General features: G+C 63.4%; 19 protein-coding genes. 11 read left to right on the plus strand and 8 right to left on the minus strand.

Features of this window, described 5'->3' with window-relative positions; genetic code table 11:
- The first annotated feature begins 10 nt into the window (after positions 1–10).
- The 4 genes from cobT to FJ970_RS07640 all read left to right on the plus strand — a co-directional run bounded on the left by cobT (position 11) and on the right by FJ970_RS07640 (position 3950).
- Positions 11–1909: a cobaltochelatase subunit CobT gene (gene cobT / locus FJ970_RS07625; RefSeq protein WP_140754363.1), complete on the plus strand. Its 1899-nt coding sequence runs from the start codon at positions 11–13 to the stop codon at positions 1907–1909.
- Positions 1906–2925: an esterase-like activity of phytase family protein gene (locus FJ970_RS07630; RefSeq protein WP_140754361.1), complete on the plus strand. Its 1020-nt coding sequence runs from the start codon at positions 1906–1908 to the stop codon at positions 2923–2925. The genes cobT and FJ970_RS07630 overlap by 4 nt, the downstream gene beginning before the upstream one ends.
- A gap of 174 nt (positions 2926–3099) precedes the next feature.
- Positions 3100–3468 (plus strand): ArsR/SmtB family transcription factor, encoded by a 369-nt coding sequence (locus FJ970_RS07635; protein WP_140754990.1) that lies wholly within the window; start codon positions 3100–3102, stop codon positions 3466–3468.
- Entirely contained in the window at positions 3465–3950 is a 486-nt protein-coding gene (locus FJ970_RS07640) for an SRPBCC family protein (RefSeq protein ID WP_140754359.1), read from the plus strand. Before FJ970_RS07635 ends, FJ970_RS07640 begins: the two co-directional genes overlap by 4 nt.
- A gap of 21 nt (positions 3951–3971) precedes the next feature.
- On the opposite strand, the gene FJ970_RS07645 is transcribed toward FJ970_RS07640, so the two are convergent.
- From FJ970_RS07645 to rpmB, 3 genes are all read right to left on the minus strand, one after another.
- Positions 3972–4646: a spermidine synthase gene (locus FJ970_RS07645; protein WP_140754357.1), complete on the minus strand. Its 675-nt coding sequence runs from the start codon at positions 4644–4646 to the stop codon at positions 3972–3974.
- A 3-nt stretch (positions 4647–4649) separates the two neighbouring features.
- Positions 4650–5333: a queuosine precursor transporter gene (locus FJ970_RS07650; protein ID WP_140754355.1), complete on the minus strand. Its 684-nt coding sequence runs from the start codon at positions 5331–5333 to the stop codon at positions 4650–4652.
- Between the two features lie 163 nt (positions 5334–5496).
- On the minus strand, positions 5497–5793 hold the full coding sequence (rpmB, locus tag FJ970_RS07655) for a 50S ribosomal protein L28 (RefSeq protein ID WP_140754353.1): 297 nt from the start codon (positions 5791–5793) through the stop codon (positions 5497–5499).
- A 259-nt stretch (positions 5794–6052) separates the two neighbouring features.
- On the opposite strand from rpmB, the gene FJ970_RS07660 reads away from it, so the two are divergent.
- Genes FJ970_RS07660 through FJ970_RS07670 form a run of 3 tightly spaced genes read left to right on the plus strand, consistent with a single transcriptional unit; the run spans position 6053 to position 8492 of the window.
- Positions 6053–6841, plus strand: coding sequence for a DUF3108 domain-containing protein (locus tag FJ970_RS07660; protein WP_140754351.1), 789 nt, complete (start codon positions 6053–6055; stop codon positions 6839–6841).
- 44 nt (positions 6842–6885) lie between these two features.
- A complete protein-coding gene (locus tag FJ970_RS07665; RefSeq protein ID WP_140754349.1) occupies positions 6886–7821 on the plus strand; it encodes a DMT family transporter in 936 nt (311 codons plus the stop codon).
- Positions 7818–8492 (plus strand): lysoplasmalogenase, encoded by a 675-nt coding sequence (locus tag FJ970_RS07670; protein ID WP_140754347.1) that lies wholly within the window; start codon positions 7818–7820, stop codon positions 8490–8492. The genes FJ970_RS07665 and FJ970_RS07670 overlap by 4 nt, the downstream gene beginning before the upstream one ends.
- Here the strand turns inward: FJ970_RS07670 and FJ970_RS07675 are convergent.
- The gene (locus FJ970_RS07675; protein ID WP_140754345.1) at positions 8489–8917 is read right to left on the minus strand and encodes a cupin domain-containing protein; all 429 of its coding nucleotides are present in this window, start codon (positions 8915–8917) and stop codon (positions 8489–8491) included. The genes FJ970_RS07670 and FJ970_RS07675 overlap by 4 nt on opposite strands.
- A 22-nt stretch (positions 8918–8939) precedes the next feature.
- A complete protein-coding gene (gloB, locus tag FJ970_RS07680; RefSeq protein WP_140754343.1) occupies positions 8940–9707 on the minus strand; it encodes a hydroxyacylglutathione hydrolase in 768 nt (255 codons plus the stop codon).
- 161 nt (positions 9708–9868) lie between these two features.
- On the opposite strand from gloB, the gene FJ970_RS07685 reads away from it, so the two are divergent.
- The 3 genes from FJ970_RS07685 to FJ970_RS07695 all read left to right on the plus strand — a co-directional run bounded on the left by FJ970_RS07685 (position 9869) and on the right by FJ970_RS07695 (position 13503).
- Positions 9869–10645, plus strand: a complete 777-nt coding sequence (locus FJ970_RS07685; RefSeq protein WP_140754341.1) for a class I SAM-dependent methyltransferase — start codon at positions 9869–9871, stop codon at positions 10643–10645.
- Positions 10646–10782: 137 nt separating this feature from the next.
- Complete coding sequence (locus tag FJ970_RS07690; protein ID WP_140754339.1) at positions 10783–12600, plus strand: ABC transporter ATP-binding protein/permease; 1818 nt, start codon at positions 10783–10785, stop codon at positions 12598–12600.
- Between the two features lie 99 nt (positions 12601–12699).
- Positions 12700–13503 carry a DUF1194 domain-containing protein gene (locus FJ970_RS07695; RefSeq protein ID WP_140754337.1) on the plus strand — a complete coding sequence of 268 codons (804 nt, stop codon included), beginning with the start codon at positions 12700–12702 and terminating at the stop codon, positions 13501–13503.
- A gap of 9 nt (positions 13504–13512) precedes the next feature.
- Here FJ970_RS07695 and FJ970_RS07700 read toward each other — a convergent pair whose 3' ends face one another.
- The gene (locus FJ970_RS07700; RefSeq protein WP_140754335.1) at positions 13513–14436 is read right to left on the minus strand and encodes a glycosyltransferase family 2 protein; all 924 of its coding nucleotides are present in this window, start codon (positions 14434–14436) and stop codon (positions 13513–13515) included.
- A gap of 371 nt (positions 14437–14807) precedes the next feature.
- Here FJ970_RS07700 and FJ970_RS07705 point away from each other — a divergent pair, with 371 nt between their 5' ends.
- A complete protein-coding gene (locus tag FJ970_RS07705; protein WP_140754333.1) occupies positions 14808–15128 on the plus strand; it encodes a DUF1330 domain-containing protein in 321 nt (106 codons plus the stop codon).
- Positions 15129–15148: 20 nt separating this feature from the next.
- Here FJ970_RS07705 and metW read toward each other — a convergent pair whose 3' ends face one another.
- Both metW and metX read right to left on the minus strand, forming a co-directional pair.
- Positions 15149–15763, minus strand: coding sequence for a methionine biosynthesis protein MetW (metW, locus tag FJ970_RS07710; protein WP_140754331.1), 615 nt, complete (start codon positions 15761–15763; stop codon positions 15149–15151).
- 121 nt (positions 15764–15884) lie between these two features.
- Complete coding sequence (gene metX, locus FJ970_RS07715; RefSeq protein WP_140754329.1) at positions 15885–17054, minus strand: homoserine O-acetyltransferase MetX; 1170 nt, start codon at positions 17052–17054, stop codon at positions 15885–15887.
- Between the last annotated feature and the right edge of the window lie 36 nt (positions 17055–17090).

Here is a 17090-nt window from a genome sequence, read left to right on the forward strand (position 1 = left end):
CAGAGCCTCGATGGCGGGTCCGGGCGACAATACGCGCAACAAGTCGAAGACGGGGTCTGAAGCCGACAGCTTCAAGCGCGCCGTCACCGTCTGCATGCGCGCCATCGCCGGCGACAAGGAGATGGAAGTCGGCTTCGCCAAGGACAGGCCGGCGCTGGCGGGCAGCCGCGCGCGGCTGCCCGAACTGCCCAAGAAGGCATCGAAGGCCGATATCGCGATCACCCGCGGGCTCGGCGATTCCATGGCGTTGAAGCGCGCCTGCCATGATGTTCGCATCCACAGCAAGCTGGCACCGGAAGGCAAGGCTGCCCGCGCCATCTACGATGCGGTCGAGCAGGCCCGCGTCGAGGCGATCGGCAGCCGCGCCATGCAGGGCGTCGCCGACAATATCGGCTCGATGCTGGAGGACAAATACGCCAAGGCTAATCTCGTCGACGTCAAGGACAAGGCCGACGCGCCGATCGAGGAGGCGCTCGCGCTGATGGTGCGCGAGAAGCTGACGGGCCGGCCGGTGCCGAAGAGCGGCGAGCGGCTGGTCGAACTCTGGCGGCCGTGGGTCGAGGAGAAGGCCAAGGCCGACCTCGACGGCCTGTCGGAGAAGCTCGAGGACCAGCAAGCCTTCGCCCGCGTCGTGCGCGAGATGCTCGCCTCCATGGAAATGGCCGAGGAACTCGGCGACGACCAGGAGACCGAAGACTCCGAGGACAATGACGACAACCAGCCGCAAGGCGAGGAACAGAGCGAGGAGGGCGGCGAAGACGATTCCGGCTCCGAGCAGTCGCAGTCCGAGGACGCCGAGGCATCGGCGGACGACGAGCAATCGGCGGAGACGGAAGCCTCCGACGCGACGGCCGACGATCTGTCGGATGATGACGATGCCGATGCCGAGACGCCCGGCGAGGCGCGCCGCAACGAAAATCCCTTCACCAATCTGCCGAAGGAAATCGACTACAAGGTCTACACGTCGGCTTTCGACGAGACGGTCGGCGCCGAGGAGCTCTGCGAAGAGGAAGAGCTCGACCGGCTGCGCGCCTTCCTCGACAAGCAGCTCGCCAATCTGTCCGGCGTCGTCGGGCGGCTCGCCAACCGGCTGCAGAGGCGGCTGATGGCGCAGCAGAACCGGTCCTGGGATTTCGACCTGGAAGAGGGCTATCTCGATCCGGCGCGGCTGGTGCGCGTGGTGATCGATCCGATGCAGCCGCTGTCGTTCAAGCAGGAGCGCGACACCAAATTCCGCGACACGGTGGTGACGCTGGTGCTCGACAATTCCGGCTCGATGCGCGGACGGCCGATCACGGTCGCCGCCACCTGCGCCGACATCCTGGCGCGCACGCTGGAGCGCTGCGGCGTCTCGGTCGAGATCCTCGGCTTCACCACGCGGGCGTGGAAGGGCGGACAGGCGCGCGAGAAGTGGCTGAAGGACGGCAAGCCGCCGAACCCGGGCCGGCTGAACGATCTGCGCCACATCATCTACAAGTCGGCCGACCACCCGTGGCGGCGGGCGCGGCGCAATCTCGGCCTGATGATGCGCGAAGGCCTGCTCAAGGAAAACATCGATGGCGAGGCGCTGCTGTGGGCGCACAACCGGCTGATCGCCCGGCCCGAACAGCGCAAGATCCTGATGATGATCTCGGACGGCGCGCCTGTCGACGATTCGACGCTGTCGGTCAATCCGGGCAATTATCTCGAACGCCATCTGCGCGCCGTCATCGAACTGATCGAGACGCGTTCGCCGGTCGAGTTGCTGGCCATCGGTATCGGCCATGACGTGACCCGCTATTACAGACGGGCCGTCACCATCGTCGACGCCGAGGAACTGGCCGGCGCCATGACCGAGCAACTGGCTTCGCTGTTTGCCGAGGAAAGCGCGAAGGATACGCGCCGCGGCGGCATGCGGCGCGCCGGATGATCTTTTCGCGAGGCGGGTTTCGGCACGCGCTTTTCGCCGCCATCGCCTTGCTTGCCGGCATGGCTTCGGCGTCAGCCGGCCCGGCTGCAGTTGAGCCTGTCGCAGTCTCGGCCCGCCCGATCACCGAATTCCATATCGACCGTACCGACGAGCAGTTTGGCCAGCTCGAATTCGTGGGCGGGCTGGAAATGACTTCGCCATCACGCGATTTCGGCGCGCTGTCGGCCTTTCGATTTCTGAAAGCCGGCAGCGATTTCATCGGTGTGGCCGATACCGGTTACTGGTTCTTCGGTTCGGTGGCCCGAGACGCCGACAGGCGACCCGTCGGCATCCAGAATTTTCGCATGCAGCAAATGGTGGACCAGAGCGGCCAGCCGATCGACGAAAAATGGGAAGTCGACGCCGAGGGCCTCGCGGTCAAGGACGGCATCGCCACTGTCGGTTTCGAGCGCAACCACCGCGTCGTCCAGTTCAAGATCGACCCGGACAACATGAAAGCGCCGTTCAGGCAGCTGGATTTCCTGGTGCCGGCGCGGGAACTGCGGCAGAACCGCGGCTTCGAGACAGTCACCCATTCAAATGCCAACGGCCAGCATCGAGGCGGCTTGGTCGTGGTCTCGGAGAAGAGCCTCGACAAATCAGGCAACATCTACGCCGCCATCATCGACGGGCCGCGCAAGGGCGTCTTCACCGTCAGGCGCAACGACGATTTCGACATTACCGATGGCGCCTTTCTGCCCGATGGCGATCTTTTGCTGCTGGAGCGCAGTTTCACCATGGCGGGCGGCCTCAGGATGCGGCTGCGGCGCATCCATGGTGAAAGCGTCGAGAAGGGCGCCGTTGCCGACGGGCCGGTGCTGTTGCAAGCCGACATGGGCTACCAGATCGACAATATGGAAGGCCTCGACGTCTGGACCCGCGATGACGGCGCGCTGATGGTGTCGCTGATCTCCGACGACAACCACTCGATCCTGCAGCGCAATCTCTACCTGGAATTCATACTGCACCAGGATTGAGCGGCAGCTCCTGCGCGATGTGCATTGGCAATCTTGTCCATTGCGTCGGCCATTCCCAGCGTTGTCCCTGACAAGCCACTGAATCGGATCGGGGTTTTCGGCCATGAACCGCGTTTGCGGAAACACTTTAGTCGCGACTTGACAATTGAAGGTGTGTGGGCAATACTCAAGTCCATGCTTAACCATTCAGAGATCGACAGCATTCTTCGCGCTCTTGTCGAGCCCACCCGCCGGCAGATCCTGGAACGGTTGAGCAGCGGACCGGCCACCGTCAGCCAGTTGGCGGAGCCGTTCGGCATGACCTTCGCCGCCGTGCTGCAGCATCTCCAGGCGTTGGAGGCCTGCGGTCTGATCCGCAGCGAAAAGATCGGGCGGGTGCGCACCTGCCGGATCGAACCGGGCGGGCTCGCCCCGCTCGCCGACTGGATTGCCGAACGCCGCACCCTGGCGGAACGCCATCTCGACCGTCTTGGCCAGATTCTGGCCGAGACAGACCAATCCCCCAAGATAAGTCAGGATCAGGAAAAGGACGAACATCAATGAACCAGATCGCCCCCGTCAAGGACGAGCATTCCGTCATCCACTCCACCTTCACCATCGAGCGGACCTACCCGCAATCGCCGTCACGTGTCTTCCATGCCTTCGCCGACAAGGCGACGGTGCGGCGCTGGCGCGTCGAAGGCGATGGTTTTGCCGTTGCCGAATTCAGCTTCGACTTTCGCGTCGGCGGCGGCGAGGTGTCTCGCTTCAGCTATGGCGGCGGTCCGGAGGTCAGGCTCGACGCGCAATTCCAGGACATCGTTGCCGACCAGCGCATCGTGTTTTCCTACAGGATGGCGATCGGGCCGCAGCCCATGTCGGCATCGCTCACCACCGTGGAACTGACGCCATCGGGCGATGGCACAAGGCTGACCTACACCGAGCAAGGCGCCTTCTTCGACGGTATCGATTCCGCCAAGGGACGGGAGGAGGGGACCCGCGGGCTGCTGGAGGCCCTTGCCGCCGAACTTCAGCGGTCAAACTAGCCGCGGCCGCCGTGGCCAAGATCATGAGGCTTTGGTGGCTATCCAGATGACATGGCGCGCGCCGCGCTTGCCGTTGGCGCGCGTGTTGACTTCCTCGACGGCGAAGCCTGCCTGTTTAAGCCGCCGCGTGAAGCCGGCATCGGGCCCCTGCGACCACACCGCCAGCACACCCCCCGGCTTGAGGGCGGTACGCGCGGCGGAGAGGCCAGCCGCGCTGTAGAGGGCGTCATTGCCCTTGTGGACAATGCCTTCGGGGCCGTTGTCGACGTCGAGCAGGATCGCGTCCCAGGCTGTGGGCTCGGACCGTATCAACTGGCCGACATCGGTTTCGCGGATGGTGACGCGGGAATCATCGAGCGAGCCGGCGAAAATCGCGGCCATCGGGCTGCGCGCCCAGGCGACGACGGCCGGCACCAGTTCCGCGACAATGATTTCGGCATTGTTGCCCAGTTCGGCGAGAGCAGCGCGCAGCGTAAAACCCATACCAAGCCCGCCGATCAGGATTCTCGGCCGAAGATGGCCCGCAATCCTTTGACAGGACAGTTTCGCCAGCGCTTCCTCGGAGCCGCTCAGCCGGCTGTTCATCAGCTCGTTGGTGCCGAGCATGATCGAGAATTCGGAACCGCGCCGTTTCAGCCGCAATTCCTGCCGGCCGTCGGGCGTTTTTGCGGAGTCCAGCTGGATCCAGGGAATCACGGCCTAGACCGCGGCAATGGCCGGCTGGCTCCAGCGGGCGGCGAGCAGCCGGTAGGGGATCAGTGCCACGACAGCGATGATCAGTTTCACGCTGAGGTCGCCAAGCGCCCAGGACACCCAGCGCATGCCATCGACATGAAACACGCCCATCAATGGGGCGCTCTCGAGTGCAAAACCGTCGCTTGGACCGACAAATGCAAAGGCGGCCGAAAAAGCGACACCGAAGAACACGACGGTGTCGAACACCGATCCGACCAGTGTGCCGACGATCGGCGCCCGCCACCAGCTCTGCCGGCGCAGCCGGTTGAACACGGTGACGTCGAGCAACTGCGCGGTCAGGAAAGCAGCGCCCGAAGCGGCCGCGATGCGCACCAGCCGGTCGGCTGATGTCTCGAATTCGATGAAGCCATGGCGGAACAGGAAGGGCGGAACGAGGATGGAGCAGACCACCGCCGTCATGAAGCCGACAAAGACAATCCGGCGCGCGACCGCAGGTCCGTAGCGGCGGTTGGCGAGGTCCGTGACCAGGAAGGAAAAGGGATAGGTGAAGGCGCCCCAGGTCAAAACGTCGGCAAGCGACAGGCCGCCGATCTGGCCCTGCATGGGGAACTGCACGAGGATGTTCGAAGCCACGACGACAAGCGCCATGGCGGCCACAAAGGGCAAATATCGCGAAAAAGAAGACATTTTTTTATCCTGGGTAATGGAACCAGCGGAGAGTTTTGCCGAAACCGGATCACGCTCGCTTTGTTCGAGCATCGAATCCATGGCCGCTTCGCGATCTCGATCCGATGCTCAGTGGGCCAACAAGAGGTTGGCCAGGGCGGTTGTCCCCCGCCCGAAAGACGAATTAAGCCGCAGCCTGTTCGGCGGTCTTCTTGGCGATCTGCTTCTTCAAGAGACGCGCGCGCAGCGACAGCTCCTTGACGTCGGCCTTGGCCAGGAAAGCATCGAGGCCGCCGCGATGTTCGACCGAACGCAGCGCGTTGGCAGAAATGCGCAGGCGCACATTCTGGTTCAGCGCTTCCGAAATCAGCGTCACATTGACGAGGTTCGGCAGGAAGCGACGCTTGGTCTTGTTGTTGGCGTGGCTCACATTGTTGCCGGTCTGTACTGCCTTGGCAGTGAGTTCGCAGGTGCGGGACATGGTTCTAACCTTCAGTTCTCTCGTGACCTGCCAAACCTTTGTGCCCACGCCGGGTGGCGCGCGGTTCTGATCAGGCGGCCTTATGGAAAAAGTTGGCGTTCCATAGTTGCATTTCACCGGGGCGTCAAGCTCCGGCTTCCCTAAGGAAGCGCCCGGCATTTCATATTAAGGCCGGATTTCCTCCTATAAGCGGTCTCATAGGGACATGCCAGACCGGAGTCGCCCGCCTCCGGCCGAAAATCAAGGATCCGATCCCGCCATGCCTCGTTCGTCTCACGCGCTGGTTGCCGCGCTTGCCATCGCCTTGCCGTCCGCCGCGTCCGCTGCTTCGCCGCAGTCGTTCAAGGGCGAATACACAGTTTCGTTCCTTGGCTTCTCGATCGCAAGATCGACTTTCTCCAGCAACTATCAGAACGGGGTTTATGCGATCAATGGCACCGTCTCAGCAGCGGGTCTGGCCAAGCTGTTCGACGATACGCGTGGCACGATCTCGTCCAAGGGTACGATCTCCGGGCAGAAAATGGTGCCGCAGGCGTTCCGCGCCGATTACACTTCCGGCAAGAAAGCGTCCGCGATCGACATCCGCTTTACCGATGGCAACGTGATCTCGACGCAGGTCATCCCCGCTCCGGGCAAGCGCGATCCCAAGGCCTGGGTGCCGGTCGGCGCCGGCGACCTGGCATCAGTGCTTGATCCGATGGCCGCCACCGTCATTCATGCCGACAGCCTAGACCAGGTCTGCGGCCGCAAGGTCAAGTTCTACGATGGCGAGATGCGTGCCGATCTGACACTGACCTATGCCTCGAAAGGCACGATCTCGGTGCCGGGCTACAAGGGCGACACCGTCACCTGCCAGATGGGTTTCGAGCCGGTGGCCGGCTATCGCAAGGGCCGCAAGGCACTCAACTATCTCAAGAACAAAAGCCGCATGATGGTGACGTTTGCACCGCTTGGCCAAACCGGCGTATATGCGCCGATCCACGCCACGGTTGGAACGCAGATCGGCACCTTGACCATCAGCGCCGGGCGTTTCGAAGCGGTACAATAAGGCACGCCACCGGGGACAGAATGGGGCGCGCCACTGGAGGCGGAATGGCGCGCGCGACACTGATCGGCTTTTCGGCGGTCGCCATGTGGGCGTTGCTGGCGTTGCTGACGGATGCGTCCGGCAAGGTGCCGCCATTCCTGTTGTCGGCGATCACTTTCTCGATCGGCACGGGCGTAGGGCTTGTCGCACGACTGTTCATGCCGGTCACCGATAGGAGCCAGAAGATCCCGCCGCAGGTCTGGGTAGTCGGCATTGCCGGCCTGTTCGGATACCACTTCTTCTACTTTACCGCGCTGCGCAGCGCGCCGGCGGTGGAGGCGAGCCTGATCGCTTATCTCTGGCCGCTGCTGATCGTGCTGGGCTCGGCGCTGATGCCGGGCGAAAAACTGGCGTGGAACCATGTCGTCGGCGCCCTGCTCGGCCTTGCCGGCACCGTGCTGATCGTCACCAAGGGCGGCGGCCTGGCCTTCGACACCCGCTATACCTTCGGCTACGCCATGGCCGCCGTCTGCGCCCTGCTATGGTCATCCTATTCGCTGCTGTCGCGACGTTTCCCGTCGGTGCCGACCAGCATCGTCACCTGGTTCTGCGCGGCAACCGCCGTGCTGTCGCTCGCCTGCCACCTGGCACTCGAGGAAACAGTGCTGCCTGACGGCGCCGGCCAGTGGCTGGCCGTGCTCGGGCTCGGCCTGATGCCGGTGGGCGCGGCCTTCTACGCCTGGGATATCGGCGTCAAGCGCGGCAACATCCAGGTGCTGGGTGCCGCAAGCTACGCGGCACCGCTTTTGTCGACACTGGTGCTGATCTCGGCCGGCGTCGCCGAGCCTTCGTTGCGCATTCTAGCCGCCTGCGTGCTCATCACTGGCGGCGCGGCGCTGGCGGCAAAGTCGCTGTTCCTGCGCAAGCCGGCGGCATCCGAAAGCGGAGCCAGGGCATCCGAAGGCGGAGCCCGGGCATCCGAAGGCGGAGCCCGGGCATGACGATGCCCTTTGCCGGCGGCATCGACGCCAACGCCAATGCAACGCTGATCTTTTCGCTGGTGGCGGCGGTGATCTATGCCTTCACGCTTGGCATGCCGCCGACGCTGGCCCGCTCGGCGGCAAAGACACTCGCCGTGGCCATGCTTGCCGTGCTGGCCGCAAAGCAGGGCGGCCCGCCGTTGCTGGTCGCCGCCGTTGGATTGAGCGCGGTTGGTGACGCCTTCCTGTCGCGCGACGGGGAAAAGGCATTTCTCGGCGGGCTGGCGAGCTTTCTCGTCGCCCACACCGTCTATGTCGTGCTGTTCCTGCGCAGCGGCGGCGGATTGGAGTTGCTTGCCGCCGAATCCTGGCGCGGCGCGATTGCACTGGCCATGGCGGCGTTCGCGATTGTCATGCTGGCGGCGCTCTGGCGTCGTGTCGGTCCCGGCCTGCGTATTCCGATTGCCGTCTATGTCCTTGCGATCCTGGCGATGGGCATGTCGGCGCTGACGATAGACAGTACCTGGGTGATCGGCGGCGCCGTGCTGTTCATGGCATCGGACGGGCTGCTCGCCTCGGAGAAATTTTTAGTGCCGGCCATCTCGCCGCATCGCGCCTGGATGCGCCTTGCCGTCTGGGTGTTGTACTACGCCGCCCAATTGGCAATTACCCTGGGTTTCTTGCTGGGTTAAAGCGGCTTCGGCTGCCAGCCCGGCCCGGCCAATTCGAAGGCGGCGAAATCGAAACCCGGCGCGACCGTGCAGCCGACCAGCGTCCACTCGCCCAGGCTGCGCGCCGATTGCCACCAGCCTGCCGGCACGACGATTTGCGGCCGTTCGCCCGCCGCGAGGTCGATGCCGAGAACCTGCTCTATAATGGCGCCGCCTTCATCGGACATAGACAGCGCCAGCGGGGCACCCGCATGGAAATGCCAAACCTCGGCGGCATCCTTGACCCGATGCCAGGCCGAAAGCTGGTGCTGTTCCAGCAGGAAATAGATTGCGGTCGAATGGCCGCGCGCACCGCCGGCTTCGTCGCGAAAGGTTTCCGCGTACCAGCCGCCTTCCGGGTGCGGCTTCAGTGCGAGCGTTGCGATGATTTCCGCGGAACTGGTCATCGGCAGAAAGCTCGCATGTTGCTCAGAAATTGTCCTTGCGCTTGCGAATCTCGGCGAAGACCTCGGCATCTCCAGCCTTTTCCATGCCCAGATGTTTGCGGATTGCCGGATCGTGCCAGCGCAGGAAGGGGTTGGTCGACAGTTCCTGGCCGATCGTCGTCGGCAGCGTCGGCTTGTTGTCGAGCCGCAGCGCCTCGATCCGCGCGGCGCGCTCCTTCAATGCCGAGTTGGTGGGGTCGACGCTCAGCGCGAAACGGGCATTGGCGAGCGTGTATTCGTGGCCGCAATAGACTGTCGTCTCGGCGGGAAGGGCCGCGAGCTTCTTCAGCGATTCGTACATCACCGGCGGCTTGCATTCGAACAGCCGCCCACAGCCCAGCGCGAACAGCGTGTCCGCGGTGAATGCCACTTTCGATGCCGGCAGATGGTAGGAGACATGGCCGGCGGTATGTCCGGGCGTGGCGATCACCTCGATGCGCTCATCGCCGAGATGAAGGACGGAACCTTCTTCGACGGTTTCGTCGATGCCGGGAATCTTGGCCTTTTCCGCCTCCGGCCCGACGATGCGCAGCTTGAAGCGCTCCTTGAGCGCCAGATTGGCCTCGACGTGATCGACATGGTGATGCGTGGTCAGGATCATCGTCGGCGTCCAGCCGGTGCGCTTGATCGCGGCCAGGATCGGTGCTTCCTCGGGCGCGTCGATGATCGCGGTCTGGCCGCTTTTGGGATCATGCACCAGCACGCCGAAATTGTCGGTGCGGCACATGAACTGTTCGATTTCGACCGGCATCGCGTCTCTCCATTTACCGCCGGAGACATAGGGCGCCGCTGCGTGAATGTCATCCCGGGATGTCGAAGCGAATATTATCCTGGGATGGGAATTGAGATCCGCCGTGCCGGCCGCCTTGGCCTTTTGTTGAATCCGGCCGATATCACGGCTACATCCCTGACATGCATTCCGACATCGTCGACCTTCGCTCCTTCTATTCGACAACGCTCGGCCGGTTCGCCGAGCGCTCGATCACCATGGCGCTGTCGTCGATATGGGCCGCTGTGCCCAATGAGCGTCTGGTCGGCCTCGGCTACACCTTGCCCTGGCTGGAGCGCTTCGGCTCCGATGCCGAGCGGGTCTTCGCCTTCATGCCGGCGACCCAGGGCGCCGTGGTCTGGCCGGCGACGGGGCCGACGGCAACGGCACTGGTCTTCGACGAGGAACTGCCGCTGGTCGATTCCTGCATCGACCGCATGCTGCTCGTCCATTCGCTCGAACATGTCGAGAACCCGCGCGAGACGCTGAACGAAATCTGGCGGGTGCTGTCGCCGGCGGGGCGCGTCGTCATCGTCGTGCCCAACCGGCGCGGTGTCTGGGCGCGCTTCGAACATACGCCGTTCGGCAACGGGCGGCCTTTCTCACGCGGGCAGCTCACCGAACTGCTGCGCGAGGCGAATTTCACGCCCGCCGCGTGGTCCGATGCCCTGTTTTTCCCGCCATCGCGGCGGCGCTTCATGATGCGCTTCCACAATGTGCTGGAGCGTGCCGGCAGGCGGCTGTGGCCGATCTTCTCCGGTGTCATCGTCGTCGAGGCGCAGAAGCGGCTTTACCAAGGCGTGCCGGTGGCCCAGCGTGCATCTCGCCGCGTCTTTGTGCCAGTGCTGTCGCCGCATGGCGCGACACGGCTCGGCCGCCGCGCCGAAGCATCGTCGGCTCGGCAAGTGACACCTTGGTGATCGCGATGGAAACTTGCATCGCGCGGCATCTTTCCGACCTATCTGTCGTGCTGGACTCGCTGAGTGGTTGACAGGCTGCCGTCGTCGGCTCTCTTCACCCGGTTTGAGCTTCGCACCTGAACGCAAGGACCTCGGCTATGGCTGATCAACTGGACAATCAGGCCACCGTTCAGCCGGTCGCCGTGGTCAGCAGCCTGCGCGATCAGGTGGCGACGATCAAGCGGGCGCTGATAGAATCGCCGGTTCGCAAATGGTTGCTGTGGACGTCGGTCGGCATGATGGCCGTCATCGTCGCGACGTCGATCGGCCAGGTTCTGCTCAATCGCTGGAACCAACCCTTTTACGACGCGCTGGCGCGCCGCGATATGGCCGCCTTCCTGCACCAGCTTCTCGTCTTTGCCATGATCGCCGGCGGGCTGCTGGTGCTCAATATCGGCCAGACCTGGCTCAACCAGATGATCCGGCTGAAGTTGCGCGAGGCGCTGACGCTGGATTTGATCGACCAGTGGATGCGGCCGGCGCGTGCTTTCCGGCTGGCCAATGCCGGCGCCATCGGCGTCAATCCCGACCAACGCATGCAGCAGGATGCGGCGCATCTGTCGGACCTGTCGACCGATCTTGGTGTCGGCCTGCTGCAGTCCCTCATACTGCTCGTGTCTTTCGTCGGCGTGTTGTGGGAGCTGTCTTCGGGCTTCGTGTTCCACGTTGGCGGTTGGTCGCTGGCGATACCGGGCTACATGGTCTGGGCGGCGTTCCTCTATGCCGGCACCGCCTCCTGGCTGAGCTGGCTGGTCGGGCGGCCGCTCATCCGTCTCAACAGCGACCGCTATACGCGCGAAGCGGAGCTGCGGTCCTCGATGGTGCGCGTCAACGAGAATGTCGATGCCATCGCGCTGTACCGCGGCGAGAATGATGCCAAGCGACGGCTCGAACTCGACCTCGGCACGGTGCTGGGCGCCATGCGGCGCATCTACACCGCCCAGATCAACCTGTCCTGGGTAACCGACACCTATGGCTGGATCACCGTAGTGGCGCCGATCCTGGTCGCCTCGCCGGTCTATTTCTCGGGCGATATCAGCTTTGGCGGACTGATGATGGCGGTCGGCGCCTTCAACCAGGTGCATTCGTCGTTGCGCTGGTTCATCAACAACATCGGCAGCATCGCCGACTGGCGCGCCACGCTGATGCGCGTCGCCGACTTCCGCATCGCGCTCAATGAAACCGATGTGCTGCACGACAAGGAGAAGCGTATCTCCTTCGATGAAAACGCCAATGGCAGCCTGACGTTCGAGAAACTCCAGGTGGCCTCGCCAGAGGGCTGCACGAAGCTCTCCGACCAGCATGTCGAAATCCGTGCCGGAGAGCGCGTGATGATCACCGGTGAGCCGGGCGCCGGCAAGACGCTGTTCTTCCGCGCCATTGCCGGCCTGTGGCCATGGGGAAGCGGGAAGATCGGCATGCCGGCGGGAGAGGCCCCCATCTTCGTGCCTCGTGTCCCTTATTTCCCGGCCGGCACGCTGCGCGAGGTCCTTGACCATCCTTATGGCGTTGCTCCGGCAAGCGATGCCGATATCTCGGCGGTGCTTGCCGAAGTCGGCCTCGGGCGGCTGTCATCCTCGCTCGACCGGTCGGCCCGCTGGGGCCGTGAGTTGGGCGATGACGAACAGCGATCGCTCGCCTTCGCCAGGCTTGCTTTGCGGAAGCCGAAATGGGTGATCATCGATGAAGCGATGGATGCATTCGACGGCCCGTCGCTGAGGCGTGTGCTGTCGCTGCTGGATAAGCATCTGAAGGACGCCGCGATCATCAATATCGGACGCGGCCTGCACAACAATCAGTTCTTTCCGCGGTCCCTGACGATCGTGAAGGATACCGGCGCACCCGCGCTGAAACCCGCTCCCGTCAGGGCAGGTGCCATCGAACCGCCGCCAGTCGCCGTACAGCGCAAGGCATAGAACAGCCGGCAATCGGACCGACCGGGCGCGCCTGCGACAAGCTTTATTTCGCCGTGATCGCGAGCGAATGTCGCGATCGAAACATCGCTTGTGCTGGCCATGCTTGAGACAATGAGCCTGCTTGCCTGCCTGGCTTGCGCCGAGGCCGCTCCGGTTCCTTCGGCGCCGGATACGCTGCCCGTCGACGTCGAACTGGTGCTGGCGGTCGATATCTCCCTGTCGATGGACGAGACCGAGTTCGCCCTTCAACGCGCCGGCTACGTCGAGGCGCTGCGGCATGCCGATTTCATCCAGGCGGTCCGCTCCGGCCATACGGGACGCATTGCGCTCGCCTATTTCGAATGGGCCGGCACGGTGCGCGATGACGCGGTCATCGGCTGGCAGATCATCGACAGCGCGCAGAGTGCCAACAGCTTTGCCGACAAGCTCGCGGCCCGCCCCTTCAGGAGTTTCCGCGGCACCTCGATTTCAAGCGCGCTTGCCTTCGGCACCGAGCTTTTCGACGGCACCAATTTCGCGGGCGAACGCAGCGTCATCGACATATCAGGCGACGGCCCCAACAATATCGGGCCGCCGGTCACCGTGACGCGCGATGCGGCGATTGCCAAGGGCATCGTCATCAACGGCTTGCCGATCGTGATCAAGCCATCGCCGAGCTTCAGCCATCTCGATCAGTATTATGCACAGTGCGTGACCGGCGGGCCTGGTTCCTTCGTGCTGCCGATCCATGCGGCCGACGAGTTTTCGACGGCGATCCGGCGCAAGCTGATCCTTGAGGTCAGCGGCGTTCGGGACAAGCCCAAAATCACGCCCGTCGAGATGGACGCACCGATCGACTGCCTGCTGGGGGAACGGGACCGGCGGTTCCTGTCGGATCCCTATTTTCCGGAACTGGACCGATAGGCCTGGCCGTCAGGCCGGTGGAATTCCAAACTTCCCGCGAACTTCGTCATAGAGATCGCGCCGCCAGCGACGGCCGTAAAGATAACCGGTGACCAGTTCCGGCAATGAATAACCAAGCGCGTCAGACGAACGGTTGGCCATGTATCCCGCAAATGCCTGTGGTATCCGCCCCCGGAGAATATCGGCGATGATCTGCCGCGCGATCATAAAGGGTGGGACATGGGGGTAAGAGCGAGCGATGTGCGGGTGCTTGCTCATCAGGATCGCATAGGCTTCGACATAGCCGTCCCTGCGGCCCGAAATCGAATTCTGCGAATTGTGCTTCGTCCAGTCGATATCTTCCGATAATTGGGCGCCGAAGCGCTGCGCGAAGCGCAGCAGAAGCTCCCGGTCCTGCATCCGGGGAATGTCGCTGTCATAGCCGCCGATGGCCAGCAAAGCCTCCCGCCTGGCCGTTATCGCCGACCCGGCGATGAAGGCCGTCTGCGCAACCACCGCCCGCTCCAGCATTGACGGACTGAGGAAAGCACCGCGGTTGACGCAGGCGGTGCCACGGCCGCCCTTCACCGAGACATATGAAGAGAGCAGGACTTCGAGCGCCGGATTGTCGTCGAACCATGCCAGCGTCCGTTCGAGCCGGTGCGGCAGGAAGAGATCGTCCGAATCGAGAAAAGTCACCACGGGCGCCCTCGCCAGCTCGATGCCGGCATTCCTGGCGGCATTGGCGCCGCGCCATTTCGCGCCGACATAGATCAGCCGAGGGTCGCGGATGCGCGCAAGCGCGGCTTCCGTCCCGTCGGTCGAGCCATCGTCGACGACGATATGCTCAAACCGCGTCATGCTTTGAGAAAGCACGCTTTCCACGGCGCGCAGCACCGTTTCGCGCCGGTTGTGGGTCGGTGTGATGACCGTGATGAGGGGCAAATGCTCCATCGCGTCAGCCGTTTCCGGCGCGAAAATGCACTTTCCGATAGCTCTTTTCGGTCTGCAGGATGGTTGAATGGATCGGACTTCCCCCTGGATGGCCCTCATCGGATTCGGTGCGACGCTACAAAAAACAACCTGTTATGTCACCCATTGAGCCGTGGTTCGACCGACCTGGCGTGATGAATTCCGGCTCTTAGCGCTTCAACTGCAACACCATTTCCATTGCTAAGGAAGCAAGTCACCGTCGCCAGGATTGGCGGAGGCTCTGGCGACTGCGTCCATTCCATTACCTCGAGCGTAATCGCTTCCTGGCGAGTGCTTGGGGCAAAAGATCATTCACCAGGCCGGCCGGTCTCGAAATCAAAGGGAGTACCGTCATGACCGCCTACGCCGTTGCCCATATGCGCCAGGCTACAATGGGGCCGCAGATCGTCGAGTATCTGCATAAAATCGATGCCACGCTGGAGCCTTTCGGCGGTCGTTTCCTGGTCCACGGCGGCAATTTGGAGGTGATGGAGAACGACTGGCCGGGCCACCTCATCATCATCGAATTCCCTGACAGGGAGCGTCTGCGCGACTGGTATGATTCGCCGGCCTATCGGGCGATCCTGGCACTGCGGACCGCCAATTCGCGATCGGACGTGGTATTCGCCGACGGCGTCGAACATCCGCACAAGGCCACCGACGTCCTGAAATAGCGGCGTGCCCGAGCGGAAGCCTACCGCTTCAGCAGGAACACAGCCTGCTGGCCAAAGAAATTCCAGAACCACCAGGGCATCGACAGGCCGATCTTCTGGCCGCTGGCGTCGAGCGCGGTCGCCTTCTCCACCGTCGCTCCGAGCTCCTCGCACAAATTGACGAAGTCGCGGATGGTGCAGAAGTGGATGTTGGGCGTGTCGTACCAGGAATAGGGCAGGTCCTTGGTCACCGGCATGCGGCCCTTGACGAACAGCGACAGGCGCACCCGCCAATGGCCGAAATTGGGGAAGGACACGATCGCCCGGTTGCCGATCCTGAGCAGTTCGTCGAGCACCAGTTTGGGATTGCGGGTGGCCTGCAGGGTCTGCGACAGGACGACGAAGTCGAAACCCTTGTCGGGATAGAATTCGAGATCCTTGTCGGCATCGCCCTGTATGACCGAGAGCCCGCGCGCCACACATTCATTGACGCCGCGCTGCGACAACTCGAGCCCGCGGCCGTCGACCTGCTTGGTCTCCTGCAGCAATTCGAGCAGCGAGCCGTCGCCGGAGCCGACGTCGAGCACGCGCGATTGCGGCGGGATGAGATTGGCGATGACCTCGAGGTCGACGCGCTGGCTGCCGTTGACGCTCATGGCTTCGCCTCCTGTTTCACGCATGACCGTGGTCCGAAAAGTCTGCAACTTTTCGGGGTCATGGCTTCGCCTTTCTGTTTGGCGCATGACCTTGGTCCGAAAAGTCTGCAACTTTTCGGGGTCATGCGCCGAGCCCCCTGGCGCGCGCGGCCGAGCCGATGAAGCCGTTGATGGCGGCAAACAGTTCCGGCTCGTCCAGCAGGAAGGCGTCGTGGCCGCGATCGGTCTCGATCTCGACGAAGGACACCGAGGCGCCGGCGGCGTTGAGCGCGTGCACGATCGAGCGGCTCTCTTCGGTCGGAAACAGCCAGTCCGACGTGAAGGACACCAGGCAGAAGCGGGTTTTGGTGCCGGCAAAGGCGTCCGCCAGCCGGCCGCCATGGTCGGCGGCAAGGTCGAAATAATCCATCGACCGGGTCATGTAGAGGTAGGAGTTGGCGTCGAAACGGTCGACGAAGGTCATGCCCTGGTGGCGCAGATAGCTCTCGATCTGGAAATCGGCATCGAAGCCGAAGGTCAGCGCTTCGCGGTCCTGCAGGTTGCGGCCGAATTTGCGGTGCAGGGCGGCCTCCGACAGATAGGTGATGTGGGCGGCCATGCGCGCCACCGCCAACCCCTTTTCCGGGCGCTTGCCATGCTCGAAATATTTGCCGCCGTGCCAGTCCGGATCGGCCATCACGGCTTGCCGCCCGACCTCATGGAAGGCGATGTTCTGTGACGAATGGCGCGCGCCGGTGGCGATCGGCAGTGCCGAGAACACCCGCTCGGGATAGCTCGACGCCCATTGCAGCACCTGCATGCCGCCCATCGAACCGCCCAGCACGCAGAACAGCTTCTCGATGCCGAAATGGTCGACCAGCATGTGCTGCGCACGCACCATGTCGCGGATGGTGATCACCGGAAGGTCGAGCCCATAGGGCTTTCCCGTGGCGGGATTGGTCGAGGCCGGCCCGGTGGAACCAAGACAGCCGCCGATGACGTTGGAGCAGATGACGAAGAAACGGCTGGTATCGATGATCTTGCCGGGGCCGATCAGCACTTCCCACCAGCCCGGCTTGCCGGTCACCGGATTGGTGCTGGCGACATGCTGGTCGCCAGTCAGCGCATGGCAGACGAGGATGGCATTGGAACGGGCGTCGTTCAGCGTGCCATAGGTCTGGTAGGCGATCTGGAATGGCGACAGCAGCGTGCCGGCATCGAGCTTGAGCGGCTTGTCGGGCCCGAAACGCAACACCGGGCTCGACGGTTGGTCGGCCTCGTTGTTGGTCTTTCCTGCACGCAGAGCAGCCATCACGTCTCTCTTGCTGCACCGTGCTTTTGCGGAAAT

The organism is Mesorhizobium sp. B2-1-8 (assembly GCF_006442545.2).
Classification (GTDB): Bacteria; Pseudomonadota; Alphaproteobacteria; order Rhizobiales; family Rhizobiaceae; genus Mesorhizobium.

Excerpts from the sequence above, each read along its gene's own strand:
- rpmB (WP_140754353.1), bottom strand. The coding sequence starts at position 5,793 with ATGTCCCGCACCTGCGAACTCACTGCCAAGGCAGTACAGACCGGCAAC.
- FJ970_RS07675 (WP_140754345.1), bottom strand. The coding sequence starts at position 8,917 with ATGACCAGTTCCGCGGAAATCATCGCAACGCTCGCACTGAAGCCGCAC.
- FJ970_RS07670 (WP_140754347.1), top strand. The coding sequence starts at position 7,818 with ATGACGATGCCCTTTGCCGGCGGCATCGACGCCAACGCCAATGCAACG.
- FJ970_RS07695 (WP_140754337.1), top strand. The coding sequence starts at position 12,700 with ATGCTTGAGACAATGAGCCTGCTTGCCTGCCTGGCTTGCGCCGAGGCC.
- FJ970_RS07700 (WP_140754335.1), bottom strand. The coding sequence starts at position 14,436 with ATGGAGCATTTGCCCCTCATCACGGTCATCACACCGACCCACAACCGG.
- FJ970_RS07630 (WP_140754361.1), top strand. The coding sequence starts at position 1,906 with ATGATCTTTTCGCGAGGCGGGTTTCGGCACGCGCTTTTCGCCGCCATC.
- FJ970_RS07685 (WP_140754341.1), top strand. The coding sequence starts at position 9,869 with ATGCATTCCGACATCGTCGACCTTCGCTCCTTCTATTCGACAACGCTC.
- FJ970_RS07665 (WP_140754349.1), top strand. The coding sequence starts at position 6,886 with ATGGCGCGCGCGACACTGATCGGCTTTTCGGCGGTCGCCATGTGGGCG.
- metW (WP_140754331.1), bottom strand. The coding sequence starts at position 15,763 with ATGAGCGTCAACGGCAGCCAGCGCGTCGACCTCGAGGTCATCGCCAAT.
- FJ970_RS07635 (WP_140754990.1), top strand. The coding sequence starts at position 3,100 with ATGCTTAACCATTCAGAGATCGACAGCATTCTTCGCGCTCTTGTCGAG.
- cobT (WP_140754363.1), top strand. The coding sequence starts at position 11 with ATGGCGGGTCCGGGCGACAATACGCGCAACAAGTCGAAGACGGGGTCT.
- FJ970_RS07650 (WP_140754355.1), bottom strand. The coding sequence starts at position 5,333 with ATGTCTTCTTTTTCGCGATATTTGCCCTTTGTGGCCGCCATGGCGCTT.
- FJ970_RS07705 (WP_140754333.1), top strand. The coding sequence starts at position 14,808 with ATGACCGCCTACGCCGTTGCCCATATGCGCCAGGCTACAATGGGGCCG.
- FJ970_RS07690 (WP_140754339.1), top strand. The coding sequence starts at position 10,783 with ATGGCTGATCAACTGGACAATCAGGCCACCGTTCAGCCGGTCGCCGTG.
- metX (WP_140754329.1), bottom strand. The coding sequence starts at position 17,054 with ATGGCTGCTCTGCGTGCAGGAAAGACCAACAACGAGGCCGACCAACCG.
- FJ970_RS07660 (WP_140754351.1), top strand. The coding sequence starts at position 6,053 with ATGCCTCGTTCGTCTCACGCGCTGGTTGCCGCGCTTGCCATCGCCTTG.
- FJ970_RS07640 (WP_140754359.1), top strand. The coding sequence starts at position 3,465 with ATGAACCAGATCGCCCCCGTCAAGGACGAGCATTCCGTCATCCACTCC.
- gloB (WP_140754343.1), bottom strand. The coding sequence starts at position 9,707 with ATGCCGGTCGAAATCGAACAGTTCATGTGCCGCACCGACAATTTCGGC.